This is a genomic window from [Haemophilus] ducreyi (assembly GCF_900109315.1).
In the GTDB taxonomy this organism is placed as follows: domain Bacteria; phylum Pseudomonadota; class Gammaproteobacteria; order Enterobacterales; family Pasteurellaceae; genus Haemophilus_B; species Haemophilus_B ducreyi.
In genome coordinates this window covers 137802-150724 of record NZ_FOJC01000005.1, presented here as the reverse complement: position 1 = coordinate 150724, position 12923 = coordinate 137802, and the positions used below count along the sequence as shown (strand labels likewise).

Here is a 12923-nt window from a genome sequence, read left to right as displayed (position 1 = left end):
GAAATAGGCGTATCACAAGATACGCCTTTTAAAATAAAATAAGCAATTGCTAATTATTTAATGATTTTCGCAACAACGCCGGCACCTACAGTACGACCGCCTTCACGAATAGCGAAACGAAGACCTTCGTCCATCGCGATAGGGTGAATTAAGCTTACTGTCATCTTGATATTATCACCAGGCATTACCATCTCAACATCTTCAGGTAATTCAATCGTTCCTGTTACGTCCGTTGTGCGGAAGTAGAACTGAGGACGATAACCTTTGAAGAATGGAGTATGACGACCACCTTCTTCTTTTGATAATACATAAACTTCTGATTCAAAATCAGTGTGTGGTGTAATTGTACCTGGTTTCGCTAATACTTGACCACGTTCGATTTCTTCACGTTTAGTACCACGTAATAAGGCACCTACGTTTTCACCCGCACGACCTTCGTCTAATAGTTTACGGAACATCTCAACACCGGTTACTGTTGTTTTTGTCGTTTCTTTAATCCCTACGATTTCAACTTCTTCACCTGATTTGATGATACCACGCTCAACACGACCGGTTACTACTGTACCACGACCTGAAATTGAGAATACGTCTTCGATTGGTAATAAGAAAGGTTTATCAATCGCACGCTCAGGCTCAGGGATATAAGAATCTAAGTGTTGTGCTAATTCAATGATTTTTTCTTCCCACTCAGGCACACCATTTAATGCTTGTAATGCTGAACCACGAACGATAGGAGTATCGTCACCTGGGAAATCATATTGAGAAAGAAGTTCACGAACTTCCATTTCAACTAATTCTAATAATTCTTCATCATCTACCATATCGCATTTATTTAAGAATACGATGATGTAAGGAACACCAACTTGGCGGCCTAATAAGATGTGTTCACGAGTTTGAGGCATAGGACCATCAGTTGCTGCTACAACTAAGATAGCGCCGTCCATTTGTGCCGCACCAGTAATCATGTTTTTAACATAGTCGGCGTGTCCTGGACAGTCAACGTGAGCATAGTGACGAGTTTCAGTGTCGTACTCAACGTGAGAAGTATTGATGGTGATACCACGCGCTTTTTCTTCAGGCGCGTTATCGATTTGGTCAAATGCACGCGCAGCACCACCGAAGTGTTTTGCTAATACGGTAGTAATTGCTGCAGTTAGAGTTGTTTTACCATGGTCAACGTGGCCGATTGTACCCACGTTAACGTGCGGTTTTGTACGTTCAAATTTTTCTTTAGACATTGCTAGAAAGCCTCTTAAATAAACACGGTTACAAATGGTACATAACCACATTAACCAAATGTAGAATTTGTTACTAGTAAAAACATTGAATAGAAGAAATTAGAATGATGGTAATGGTGCTGATAGGCGGATTTGAACCGCCGACCTCACCCTTACCAAGGGTGTGCTCTACCAACTGAGCTATATCAGCGCTTGGAGCGGGCAGCGGGAATCGAACCCGCATCATTAGCTTGGAAGGCTAAGGTAATAGCCATTATACGATGTCCGCTGTTCTAAATTCGTCTGTCCGATGTTATATGCGATTCAATTAAATATGAGATGGTGGAGGGAGAAGGATTCGAACCTTCGAAGGCTGAGCCAACAGATTTACAGTCTGCCCCCTTTGGCCGCTCGGGAATCCCTCCACGTTAACTGAATACTTAGTTACAATATGCAAAAATATGGTGCCGACTACCGGAATCGAACTGGTGACCTACTGATTACAAGTCAGTTGCTCTACCTACTGAGCTAAGTCGGCATTGCGTTGTTGCAAGTAAGTGAGGCGTATTATAGGGATTTTAGAGATCTATGCAAGTGTTTTTTTTTTAATTTGAAAAATGTGTTTTTTCGCTTGCTAAGTGAGCAAGGTGATTGTTTTTTGTATGTTTTTATGGGTTTTATTTAGATAAATTGCCCTATTATGGGATTTATATTGTAATATTTGTCGGTACGCATTCAATGAGAAATGCGATTTATTGTGGTGAAATATAAGAGAATTTGGCTATGGGCCTGCAAACAACAAAAAAAATCACACCTTTTTTGACTTTTGATCGTCAACAGTGGGCTAAATTGCGTAAATCAGTCCCATTAAAATTAACGGAACAAGATTTAAAACCATTACTTAGCTTTAATGAAGAACTTTCTTTAGAAGAAGTGAGTACTATTTATTTACCGCTTGCACGTTTGATCAATTATTATATTGAAGAAAACATTAAACGTCAGACGGTATTACACCGCTTTTTAGGTGTGAAATCACCTAAAGTGCCTTATATTATTAGTATTGCTGGCAGTGTTTCTGTTGGTAAAAGCACGTCAGCGCGTATTTTGCAAGCGTTGCTTTGCCAGTGGCCGGTTGAGCGTAAAGTGGATTTAATTACAACAGATGGTTTTCTTTATCCGTTAGTTATTTTGCAAGCAAAAAATTTACTTAATCGGAAAGGTTTTCCGGAATCATATGATATTCATCGGTTAGTTAAGTTTGTTTCTGATCTTAAATCGGGCGAGCGGAATATTAAAGCGCCAATCTATTCACATTTAACTTACGATATTATCCCTGATCGCTATAGCGTAGTTGATCAACCTGAAATTGTTATTTTAGAAGGGCTAAATGTATTACAAAGCGGTATGAATTATCCATCTAGTCCGCATAATGTATTTGTTTCTGATTTTGTTGATTTTTCAATTTATGTTGATGCAGATGAAGCATTATTAAAAAGTTGGTATATCCATCGTTTCTTGAAATTTCGCTGTAGTGCTTTTTCTGATCCCAATTCTTACTTTCATCACTATGCTAAGTTATCTGAAGAACAAGCAGTTAAAACGGCAACGACCATTTGGGATGAGATTAATGGATTGAACTTAAAACAAAATATTGTGCCGAGCCGTGAACGTGCAGATTTAATTTTGGTAAAAGGTGAAGATCATGCAATTCAAACGGTTAAATTACGCAAGTAATGGTATCTTCGATCACAAAATCTAATTAAGATGCGAACAATTAGTAACCTTTTTCTTAACATAGATGACTTATATTATGAATAAAAAATTGCTTATTCCTTTATTTATTTTTTTGGCGTTAATGGTCACCTTTATGGTGCAACTTTCACGTAATTCTCAAGGCGATGATCCTAAAAAGTTAGAATCAGCGTTGGTGGGCAAAACAGTACCGGATTTTCAGTTGGAATCGGTGTTGAATGCAGAACAGCAGTTAGATGCAACTTTGCTGAAAACGGGCTCTTCACGTTTATTAAATGTGTGGGCAACGTGGTGTCCGACTTGTTATGCAGAACACGAATATTTAACCGTGTTAGCTAAACAAGGGGTAGAGATTGTCGGAATTGATTATAAAGATGAACGGGTCAATGCGATGAAATTTTTGGCCGCTTATGGCAATCCGTATAAAGCGATTATTTATGATCCCAAAGGATCATTAGGCTTAGATCTGGGGGTGTATGGCGCACCTGAAACCTTTATTGTAGATGGTCAAGGTATAATTCATTACCGTTATGCGGGCGATATAAATGAGAAAGTTTGGGTAGAAATATTAAAACCAATTTATGAGAAGTTAAAATAATATGAAAAAACACTTAGCTATTTTATTATTAAGTGCTTCAGTAGCAACGGCAGCACCGGTTGAATTTAATCAATTCGATAACGCACAACAGGAAGCGGATTATCAGGCGTTAATTCAAGAATTACGTTGTCCGCAATGTCAAAATAATAATATTGCTGATTCGAATGCAACAATTGCAACAGATATGCGACATAAGACGTTGGAATTGTTAAAACAAGGAAAAACTAAACCTAAAGTGGTGGATTATATGATTGAGCGTTACGGCAATTTTGTGACTTATGATCCGCCTTTAACGCCGGCTACGATTTTTTTATGGTTGTTGCCATTGGCGTTGATTTTATTAGGCTTAGGGTGGGTTTTTGTTGGTAAAAAGAAACCGAAACAAGCGGTTGATTCTGCCGAAAATTCTGCAAAATTACAGCAAGATCAAGCACGTTTAAAGCAAATTCTCGATAATAAGGATAAACTATGAATTTTTGGCTAATAGTAGCAATTATTACAGTATTCATTTGTTTGATTGCATTTTACCCGTTGCTTAAAAAAGCAAAAAAACAGAATACGCTTGAACGTGATCATTTGAATAAAGCGTTTTATTTTGATCGCTTACAAGAAGTGGAACGGGAAGCAAATGAAGGCATTATTGATGATTTAGAAAAAAGTAAAGTTGAATTGCAACAAAGTTTGTTAGACGATATCCCTATGCATACGGCAGTAGAGCAACCCACTTTGAGTAAAGTTAGTCGCGTATGGTTTTTGGGCTTGTTATGTGCAGTTAGCGCGATTAGTTTGCTTGCTTATATGAATGTTGGATCGTGGCAGGCAACCAAGATGTTGGACATGACCCATCAAAAATTAGATTGTGTTTATGCGCGAATCAAAGATGAAGATAAAAATCCGTTGTCTGAAACAGAGCTAAATCAATTTACTGTAGCATTGCGGGTTGATTTGCAACGTAACCCAAACAATGCAAAAGGCTGGTTTATGTTAGGTCAAATGGGGATAGCCAGAAATGATGGTCAGTTAGCATTTGAAAGCTATGAAAAAGCAAGTAAATTAGCACCCAATAATTTGCAATATAAAAGTAAGTATGCGCAAGCTTTGATGTTTTCACAAGATAAAGCGGATAAAGAAAAAGGCAAACAAGTATTGAAAGAGATTATTCGTCAAGATCATCGTAATTTAGATGCCTTAAGTTTATTAGCGTTTAATTCATTTGAAGAAGAAGATTATCAAATGGCGGCAGCAACCTGGGGAATGATGTTAAAACTGATTCCACAAGGTGAACCACGTCGTGCTACTATTGAGAAAAGTGTTAATATGGCTATTTCTTTATTAAAAGCAAAAGAGCAAAAAGAACCGGTTAAAAATGAGAAAAAATAATGTTAAGCAAAGATAAATTAAAAATTGGTTTAGTATCTATATCAGATCGTGCATCTGCCGGTATTTATCAGGATCAAGGTATTCCAGCATTAGAAACGTGGTTGACATCAGCGTTAGTTGATTCTTTTGAGTTGGAAACCAAGTTGATTCCCGATGATCAAGCGGTAATTGAACAAACGTTAATTAACTTAGTTGATACGGACCATTGCCATTTAGTATTAACGACAGGCGGCACGGGGCCTGCAAAACGAGATGTTACCCCAGAAGCGACTTTAGCCGTGGCGCATAGAGAAATGCCCGGTTTTGGCGAACAAATGCGGCAAATAAGTTTATATTTTGTGCCAACGGCCATTCTTTCGCGTCAAGTTGCGGTTATTCGGCATGATTCTTTAATTTTAAATTTACCAGGCCAGCCAAAAGCGATTAAAGAAACCTTAGAAGGGGTTAAAGATGAAAACGGTAATACACTTGTCCGAGGTATTTTTAGTGCGGTGCCGTATTGCTTACAACTGTTAAGTGAGATTTATATCGACACGCATTCAACCGTTTGTGAAAGTTTTCGTCCAAAATCAGCGCGTAGATAGGAACATTAATCATGAAGAAAATTGAAGCTATTATTAAGCCTTTTAAATTAGATGATGTTCGTGAAGCATTAACGGATGTTGGCATTACGGGTATGACCGTCAATGAAGTGAAAGGTTTTGGTCGGCAAAAGGGGCATACTGAACTTTATCGCGGTGCAGAATATGCGATCGATTTTTTGCCCAAAATTAAATTAAAAATCATTGTGAGTGATGAACAAGTCGAAAGCTGTATTGACGTCATTATAGAGACAGCGCAAACAGGTAAAATTGGCGATGGTAAAATTTTTGTGTATGACGTCGAACGAGTTATTCGTATTCGTACGGGCGAAGAGAATGAAGAAGCCCTTTAATGTTATCTTAATAAATGAGGTAATAACACGGTGGTTAATTTTAATAATAAGGTACATTATGGCAAAACAATCCGGAATTAAGTGGCTATGGTTAAGTTTAGTCGTGATAACACTAGATCTATTCAGTAAATATTTAGTGGTAGAACGCTTTGAATTGTATGAGAGTATCAATATTTTGCCAATATTTAACTTAACCTATGCGCGTAATTATGGTGCGGCTTTTAGTTTCTTGGCGGATCATTCTGGTGGGCAAAAATATCTATTTTTAACGTTAGCGATCATTATTTCATTCATTTTAGCGAATGTTTTACACTGTAATCAAATAGACCAAAAACGTGAAAATATGGCTTATGCGTTAATTATCGGTGGCGCAATTGGCAATGCTATTGACCGCGCTTATCGCGGATATGTTGTTGATTTTTTTGATTTTTACTGGCATATCTATCATTATCCTGTGTTTAATATAGCGGATGTTGCTATTGTGATGGGGGCCGGGTTACTGATTTTAGAGACTTTCTTGGATAAAAAGAAAAAGAGTGGTTAAATGAATATTTTATTAGCTAACCCAAGAGGATTCTGTGCCGGTGTTGATCGTGCTATTTCGATTGTTGAATTGGCTTTAGAAGTGCATGGCGCACCGATTTATGTTAGGCATGAAGTGGTGCATAATCGTTTTGTGGTGGACGATTTGAAAGCGAAAGGTGCGATCTTTGTTGAAGAATTAGATGAAGTGCCAGATAGTGCGATCGTGATTTTTTCAGCACACGGCGTTTCGCAAGCCGTTCGTCAGGAAGCTAAACGGCGTGGTTTAAAGGTGTTTGACGCGACTTGTCCGTTAGTTACTAAAGTGCATATGCAAGTGGCACGTGCAAGTAAAAAAGGAACTAAAGCAATCTTAATTGGCCATCAAGGCCATCCGGAAGTAATTGGCACGATGGGTCAATATTATAATGAACAAGCGGGGATTTTTTTAGTTGAAACGGTTGAAGATATCGCTAATTTGCCGATTAATCATCACGAAGATTTAACTTTTATGACACAGACAACGTTGTCAGTTGATGATACTAGCGGAATGATTGAGGCATTAAAAAACAAATATCCAGCAATTCAGGGACCACGTAAAAATGATATTTGCTATGCGACGACCAATCGACAACAAGCTGTACGTGAACTAGCTAAACAAGCGCAATTAGTTTTGGTGGTAGGATCGAAAAACTCCTCAAATTCTAACCGCTTAGCTGAATTAGCTTCACGAATGGGCGTTCTTGCAAAATTGATTGATGGTCCGCAAGATATTTTGCCGGAATGGTTAGACAATGTGGAAACGATCGGTATTACTGCGGGCGCTTCTGCGCCAGAGATATTGGTGCAATCAGTGGTGGCGCATTTACAAACCTTAGGTGCAACCAGTGTAGCCAATTTAGTAGGTTGTGAAGAAAATATGGTATTTGAAGTGCCAAAAGAATTACGTGTCCGCGAGGTAAAATAATGGCAGAATTAAACCGTTTTAAGATTGAATGGCAATGCCGGCGAGGAATGCGAGAATTGGATAAAATGATTATGCCATTTTATCAACAGTATTTTGAACAACTGAGTGAGGCTGAACAGCAAACTTTTGTAACAATGTTAAGTTATACTGACCCTGAATTATTCCGTTGGGTTATGCATCAATCCCCTGCACCAACAGTGGCAATCAGTGCGTTAATTGAACGTATTCGTGCAAGCATTGAACCCTAATGTGGTTTAAATAAGCGGTCGTTTTTAGCCAATAAAAGTTAATTATTGGCTAAAAACGACCGCTTTTTATTGTGATTATTGCAAAGATTGCAAGGCTTTTTGGTATTCTGGCGATTGTTTTAATAAGATTGCTGCGGCTCTACGTAGCTTGTTTACATCGTCACTTGGCAGATAGAAAGAGGTTCCTATATTGAGCACATCTTGTTTCAATTGCCCTTCGGGTAAGTCTTTCATATTTAAACTAACAAAATGTATGGTGATTTTCTTACCGGTAGTTTTTTCGATTTGTTTATTCCACGCGTCTGTAAACTCTCTAAAACGGCGTAACGTAAGCTGTGTAGTGTTATTGATTGGAATGTTAACAATGGTATTAAACACATTTTTTAAGCTAGGAATGTTTGGGCTTTTATCAATATCGTTCATTACTTGGTTTTGCGCGTTCACATTAATTACGATAATATTATGTAAATTCGTTTTTTGAATTTGTTTATAGATTTGCTCCATGCCCGTTACTTCAGATTTTTCAAGCAAACTTGCCAAGCCTATATTATCAGTTAACCCACCATCAACTAAATGTATAAACGGTCTTTCTTCACTATTTTGGTAAGCAGAAAGCGTATGTTCTACTTCTTCAACGGTTTGCGTTTTTAAGCCATTTCCCTGTGTCTTTTTGTGTACGATATATTCTTTGGGGATTTTAAAAGAGCAGTGCCCGCCATTATTATTGAGCGTAAGCGGTGTAAAGAGTAATGGCACGGAACTTGAAGCGGCGACTGCTCGCGCGATTTCTAAATCATTTAAGTTGAGGCATAAACCGTCAAACATATCTTGAATAAATGTTATTTTTTGGCCTGCATTCATATCTGTGGCACTAATTACTGCAAAAGGACCTTTGCGTTCTTTGACTAAATCATTGAAAGTTCTACCTTTGTAAAGGGCAACATTAAACTGTTCTTGTAACAATTCTCCGCGGCCAAATTGTGGAGAAAGCAGGCGCTTAAGGTTGGAAAGGCTAAAAATATTGTTGATAACGGCTTCTTGGAAGTTGTTCTTGAGAAAATTTTCTTCAAATTTAGGAATAGTGTCTCGTCCTTCTAAAGCAAAATAGCTCGCTAATACTGAACCACCAGATACTCCATAGACTATATCGATTTGATCCAATAGCGACTTACCTTGAGACGTTGATTTAACTTTGGTCTTTTTTAATTCTTCTAAGACGCCGTAACCTAGAGAAGCAGCGCGCGCTCCGCCACCAGAAAACATTAAAATGATTAGATTGCCATCATCACTGCTGTTTAACATAGCGTGGTGTAATCGATAGCCCTCATTTGGCGTAATATGTTTAATGGTTTGTACGGGGGTATAGTTGACAAGATGGCAAGCGGAAAGCATAGTTATCGCTAAATATGCTACACACTTTTTCAGACTTAGAGCTTGAGGTAATTTCATGGTGAATACGGAGTTTTAACTTAAAGGCATTTGAAAATTTAAGTCAAAATTTGTTTATTTTCAAGTGTTAATGCTACATTATTTTACATTTTTGGATGAATTAGGCGCATAAATGAAAATTATATAATGCTATTGGCAGAAAAAAGCGGTGGATTATTTTGAATAAAATATCAAATAAATCGACCGCTTAAGCAGAGTTATATAAAAGGATATTTAAATATTTCCGTTGCCGTTATCTAAATGGGCACGGATAAACCATTGTAATTTTTCTAAACTACGGGTTTGTGCGACTAATAAATCTTCACTAATTGGATCTAAATGACCATTATGTTCTAACACCACACGATGTGCTTCGATATTGTGAGAATAATATAAATCAATCAATTTTAAATGATCTTGTGCGGTTGCACGACCGAGTGGATATTCAGGGCTCTGGCGAGTTTCAACTAAATTTCCGGATAAACCATTTGGAGCTACCCCTAGCGTTGCCATACGTTCAGCAATTTCATCAATAAAATCGCGAACTTCATCAACTTGACTGTCTAGCATTTCATGTACTGCAATAAATTGTGGGCCAACCACATTCCAGTGGGCGTGTTTTAAAATCAAAGCTAATTCATTTAAGCCTTGTAAACGCATTTGTAATGCCTCAGCAATTAAATGGCCAGTCGCAACGGTTAAACCTGGCACTGTGTGGTCAGCATTTTTGTGCATATCATTAGTCAGCGCTTGCGATTGTCCAGTTAATTTTAAAACAGGAAAAGTAATTGTTTTGCTTGTCATCATTGACTCCTATGGTTTGTGTGATAATGATTTCTTACACCATCATTATGGTTATTAAATAATCATTTGTCTAATTGTTATTGCGAATGGATTTAATAGAAACGATAGATTCCGTACTAAATGCAGAATTATATCTGCATTTTTTAGTGATGATTTCTGTTTAGTAAAGCGTCAAGCGGTTTATTTTTTGCCAATTTTTAGCAAAAAACACCGCTTATTTGGGTGCATTAGCTGAGTTGCTGTGAATAAAGCTGTTCTTCTTTAACTAACGTGAGTAAATGAGGTAATAATTGCACTATCATTAATAACTGCTGAATGAGTAATAATGCCAGTTTGTCTTGGCTATGTTGCTGTTCATTTTCAAACTGTTTAAGGGCGTGTTTAATTGTGGTTAAACGCTGTGTTAATTGTGCTTGATCAACTTGCCGATCATCTGAGTGAATAATGGCATCTAAAATATCAATCACTTGTTTGCCTTTAGAGAAGAAAACCGCTGAAAAATGTATATTATGACTAAGTTCCTCGCTTTCAGAACGATAATTACCCAACGCAGAAATATAGCTGAGTAGCGTGTTTGTAGTGTTTAACAATTGTGGAGCAAATTGTAATGCCGAACGATATTTTTGTGGCTCGCTGTGCATATTGTTGATTACCGCGCTTAATTCTGATAAATGATTATGCACATCGCGCCGTACTACTCTATAGGCCAACCGATCATTATAGCCAAATTGCAATTGTACTATAATATGGCGAAGATATTGACTGCTTGCTTGTAAAGTATGCGTTAAATTCCGGTGTAAATTCAAATATTTCCAATCTGGATAAATATATGCTACTCCGACCCAAGCTAATGCTGTGCCAATTAGAGTATCTAATAAACGTGGCAATAAAGCATTTTGTGCGCCTAAGCCAGCAACATCTAAACTGACGAATAAGAGCAAGGTGATGAAAAAAGTTGAAAAGCCATAATTACTGATGCGGAAAAAGTAATAAGCGCTGCCCGTTACTGCGATTAAACCCAGCTGAGCCTCTAGATTGGGCGATAAATATTGGAATAAAAAGCCCCCAAATACACCTAATACTGTTCCGATTACCCGCTCAACTACCCGCTTTTGGGTTGCGGAATAATTGGGTTGGCAAACAAAAATAGCGGTCAATAAAATCCAATATCCTTTACTGTCTAACTCTGCTAACTGCACAATTAAACTACCGATAAATACTACAATTGATAGCCGAACGGCGTGGCGGAAGAGCTGTGATGACAGCGTTAATTGCTCACGTACTGCGGCTAACATATTCTTGAAGCCTGATACATTCTTATCGGTTAAGCGGGCAGATTTTTCTTTTTCTTTGCTGATATCCGCTACATTAGTCAGTTGCCAAATTCGACTAAATTGATACTCAATATGGAGTAAATTTTCAGCAATTAATAACCAACGGTGTGCATTTGCTAGTCCTCGTTCTTGATGGTAGTGCAATGAATTTAATAAACCTTGTAAGGCTTTTTCGCTCCGTCCACAATGTTGATAGCCGGAGTTTTGCCGTAAGGCAATCGCCACCCGTTGACAAGCAATCGCCTGTAATTCCATTACGCGTTGAAAGCGGAACATTAGATCACTATTTCGTAACTGTTGAAAAAGTTCGTGATATTGATAATAGCTTGAGCTTGCCCGCTCTAAAATATCTTGAGCAATAAAATAATCCTGTAATAACTGGTTGGTACGCGTTTTACGGCTATTCCTTTTTAACTGATAAAAAAGCGAAACACGAGTTTGTTCGAATGCTTGGGTAACTTGCTGATTGGCTTTGGCTAAGGCAAATTGTTTAGCGGCTAAATCATCATCATCCGGATCAAAAAATTCAGATTTAGCTTGTAAATAAAGACTTAATGCATCATAGGCTTTGGCTAAATTTTCTTGGGCAATGCGGTTTGGAAAGCAAAGATAAACCAATAAGCTGACTAAACCATAAATCAAGGTGCCAACTAAAATAAGGATAATATTGCTATACCAAGGGTGCTCCGGCATATACGTTAAACTGGTATAAATTGCTACAATTAAGGTACCGAAGGCAATGGTGCTATAACGTTGTCCAACCGCACCCATCATCACTAAAATAAAGGTACTTAACATTGCCGCAGGTAAAAATAACCAACCAAATACTAACGAAAATTGCGCACCTAATGAGGAAATAGTAAAGGCAATTAAACTTAACATTAAGTTTTTAATTCGACCGGTTAAATTATTGTCTAAGTCAACCAACCCCCCCGCTATAACGCCTAAGATTAACTGCATTGATAATTGTGATATCTGTAATCGCCAAACGATGATTGAGATTAAATTGATCGCGATAAAGATCGGCAATGTCTTAATAATATTTTCAGACAACCACTCAGAGTGGACTTTTTTGAAGAAGTTTTTCATAAATACTAGCGACCAGAAATCAGAGAATATTTACTGATTCTAAAACAAATTTTCCCGCAATAAAATATGTTATCCATATAGTTGTAACTAATTTCGGTTTATTTTTATTTTATAAGGCTAAATTTATAAAAATATTCTTTGCAAGAATATTGAGTTGTGAATAGATATAGAACAGAAAAAAATAAAGTTTGTAATAAGCTGAAAAAATATGAATGGAATATACTAAAAATAAGTAATAAAGAATTAATTCAATCTTATTATCTTTATATGATGAGTGTAATTCTTAATAATCTATAAAATTTTATTACTGTTTTTTATGATAAATATGTGATGAGTCTGTTGGCATACAACGTAAGTAGCCATAATGCTTGAAATGGCAGGTTAAATAAAGTGTTGAGAAGAATAATGAAAGCAAAGATTATCTAAATGTAATAAATGCTATGAAAAAGTAAAATGATATATAACAGCAATATTCTAAAATATGGAATTTATTGAGTTAAATCTGATTAGGAAAGGTTATTTTCGATTGTTTAAATTGAGAATGATTTTTAATTACTTTGCTAATATAAAATTAAACGGCGTATTTTTTGATTCTTATCAAGAATAGCGCCGTTTATTTATTAAATACCTAAATGGAGTGATGAAGGCAG

General features: G+C 37.0%; 13 protein-coding genes and 4 tRNA genes. 9 read left to right on the top strand and 8 right to left on the bottom strand.

Annotated features, from left to right (window positions below; genetic code table 11):
• Positions 1–53: 53 nt before the first annotated feature.
• The 5 genes from tuf to BMX01_RS04765 all read right to left on the bottom strand — a co-directional run bounded on the left by tuf (position 54) and on the right by BMX01_RS04765 (position 1755).
• Positions 54–1238, bottom strand: coding sequence for an elongation factor Tu (tuf, locus tag BMX01_RS04785; RefSeq protein WP_064082225.1), 1185 nt, complete (start codon positions 1236–1238; stop codon positions 54–56).
• Positions 1239–1352: 114 nt separating this feature from the next.
• A tRNA-Thr gene (locus BMX01_RS04780) sits at positions 1353–1428 on the bottom strand.
• Positions 1429–1431: 3 nt separating this feature from the next.
• Positions 1432–1506: transfer RNA gene (locus BMX01_RS04775), tRNA-Gly, on the bottom strand.
• A 51-nt stretch (positions 1507–1557) separates the two neighbouring features.
• Positions 1558–1642, bottom strand: a tRNA-Tyr gene (locus tag BMX01_RS04770).
• 37 nt (positions 1643–1679) lie between these two features.
• Positions 1680–1755 (bottom strand) — tRNA-Thr (locus BMX01_RS04765).
• A 245-nt stretch (positions 1756–2000) separates the two neighbouring features.
• Between BMX01_RS04765 and coaA the strand changes: the two genes are divergently transcribed.
• The 9 genes from coaA to BMX01_RS04720 all read left to right on the top strand — a co-directional run bounded on the left by coaA (position 2001) and on the right by BMX01_RS04720 (position 7618).
• On the top strand, positions 2001–2951 hold the full coding sequence (gene coaA / locus BMX01_RS04760; RefSeq protein WP_064082364.1) for a type I pantothenate kinase: 951 nt from the start codon (positions 2001–2003) through the stop codon (positions 2949–2951).
• Positions 2952–3027: 76 nt separating this feature from the next.
• Entirely contained in the window at positions 3028–3567 is a 540-nt protein-coding gene (locus BMX01_RS04755) for a DsbE family thiol:disulfide interchange protein (protein ID WP_064083024.1), read from the top strand.
• A gap of 1 nt (position 3568) precedes the next feature.
• Entirely contained in the window at positions 3569–4039 is a 471-nt protein-coding gene (locus BMX01_RS04750) for a cytochrome c-type biogenesis protein (protein ID WP_064082363.1), read from the top strand.
• A complete protein-coding gene (gene ccmI / locus BMX01_RS04745) occupies positions 4036–4947 on the top strand; it encodes a c-type cytochrome biogenesis protein CcmI (RefSeq protein ID WP_074647858.1) in 912 nt (303 codons plus the stop codon). The genes BMX01_RS04750 and ccmI overlap by 4 nt, the downstream gene beginning before the upstream one ends.
• On the top strand, positions 4947–5531 hold the full coding sequence (mog, locus tag BMX01_RS04740; protein ID WP_064082361.1) for a molybdopterin adenylyltransferase: 585 nt from the start codon (positions 4947–4949) through the stop codon (positions 5529–5531). Before ccmI ends, mog begins: the two co-directional genes overlap by 1 nt.
• A gap of 11 nt (positions 5532–5542) precedes the next feature.
• Positions 5543–5881, top strand: a complete 339-nt coding sequence (gene glnB, locus BMX01_RS04735) for a nitrogen regulatory protein P-II (RefSeq protein WP_064082360.1) — start codon at positions 5543–5545, stop codon at positions 5879–5881.
• A 58-nt stretch (positions 5882–5939) separates the two neighbouring features.
• Positions 5940–6425: a signal peptidase II gene (gene lspA / locus BMX01_RS04730; RefSeq protein ID WP_074647856.1), complete on the top strand. Its 486-nt coding sequence runs from the start codon at positions 5940–5942 to the stop codon at positions 6423–6425.
• A complete protein-coding gene (ispH, locus tag BMX01_RS04725) occupies positions 6426–7370 on the top strand; it encodes a 4-hydroxy-3-methylbut-2-enyl diphosphate reductase (RefSeq protein ID WP_064082358.1) in 945 nt (314 codons plus the stop codon).
• On the top strand, positions 7370–7618 hold the full coding sequence (locus BMX01_RS04720) for an FAD assembly factor SdhE (protein WP_064082357.1): 249 nt from the start codon (positions 7370–7372) through the stop codon (positions 7616–7618). Before ispH ends, BMX01_RS04720 begins: the two co-directional genes overlap by 1 nt.
• A gap of 75 nt (positions 7619–7693) precedes the next feature.
• On the opposite strand, the gene BMX01_RS04715 is transcribed toward BMX01_RS04720, so the two are convergent.
• The 3 genes from BMX01_RS04715 to yccS all read right to left on the bottom strand — a co-directional run bounded on the left by BMX01_RS04715 (position 7694) and on the right by yccS (position 12273).
• A complete protein-coding gene (locus BMX01_RS04715; RefSeq protein ID WP_078179342.1) occupies positions 7694–9067 on the bottom strand; it encodes a patatin-like phospholipase family protein in 1374 nt (457 codons plus the stop codon).
• A 213-nt stretch (positions 9068–9280) separates the two neighbouring features.
• Positions 9281–9850, bottom strand: a complete 570-nt coding sequence (locus BMX01_RS04710) for a Dps family protein (protein ID WP_064082355.1) — start codon at positions 9848–9850, stop codon at positions 9281–9283.
• Between the two features lie 227 nt (positions 9851–10077).
• Positions 10078–12273, bottom strand: a complete 2196-nt coding sequence (gene yccS / locus BMX01_RS04705) for a YccS family putative transporter (protein WP_064082354.1) — start codon at positions 12271–12273, stop codon at positions 10078–10080.
• Positions 12274–12923 lie beyond the last annotated feature (650 nt).

Bases quoted from the DNA above. Each gene is read 5' to 3' on its own strand.
- lspA (WP_074647856.1), top strand. From the start codon at position 5,940: ATGGCAAAACAATCCGGAATTAAGTGGCTATGGTTAAGTTTAGTCGTG.
- yccS (WP_064082354.1), bottom strand. From the start codon at position 12,273: ATGAAAAACTTCTTCAAAAAAGTCCACTCTGAGTGGTTGTCTGAAAAT.
- BMX01_RS04750 (WP_064082363.1), top strand. From the start codon at position 3,569: ATGAAAAAACACTTAGCTATTTTATTATTAAGTGCTTCAGTAGCAACG.
- glnB (WP_064082360.1), top strand. From the start codon at position 5,543: ATGAAGAAAATTGAAGCTATTATTAAGCCTTTTAAATTAGATGATGTT.
- BMX01_RS04755 (WP_064083024.1), top strand. From the start codon at position 3,028: ATGAATAAAAAATTGCTTATTCCTTTATTTATTTTTTTGGCGTTAATG.
- tuf (WP_064082225.1), bottom strand. From the start codon at position 1,238: ATGTCTAAAGAAAAATTTGAACGTACAAAACCGCACGTTAACGTGGGT.
- coaA (WP_064082364.1), top strand. From the start codon at position 2,001: ATGGGCCTGCAAACAACAAAAAAAATCACACCTTTTTTGACTTTTGAT.
- BMX01_RS04720 (WP_064082357.1), top strand. From the start codon at position 7,370: ATGGCAGAATTAAACCGTTTTAAGATTGAATGGCAATGCCGGCGAGGA.
- BMX01_RS04715 (WP_078179342.1), bottom strand. From the start codon at position 9,067: ATGAAATTACCTCAAGCTCTAAGTCTGAAAAAGTGTGTAGCATATTTA.
- mog (WP_064082361.1), top strand. From the start codon at position 4,947: ATGTTAAGCAAAGATAAATTAAAAATTGGTTTAGTATCTATATCAGAT.
- ccmI (WP_074647858.1), top strand. From the start codon at position 4,036: ATGAATTTTTGGCTAATAGTAGCAATTATTACAGTATTCATTTGTTTG.
- BMX01_RS04710 (WP_064082355.1), bottom strand. From the start codon at position 9,850: ATGACAAGCAAAACAATTACTTTTCCTGTTTTAAAATTAACTGGACAA.
- ispH (WP_064082358.1), top strand. From the start codon at position 6,426: ATGAATATTTTATTAGCTAACCCAAGAGGATTCTGTGCCGGTGTTGAT.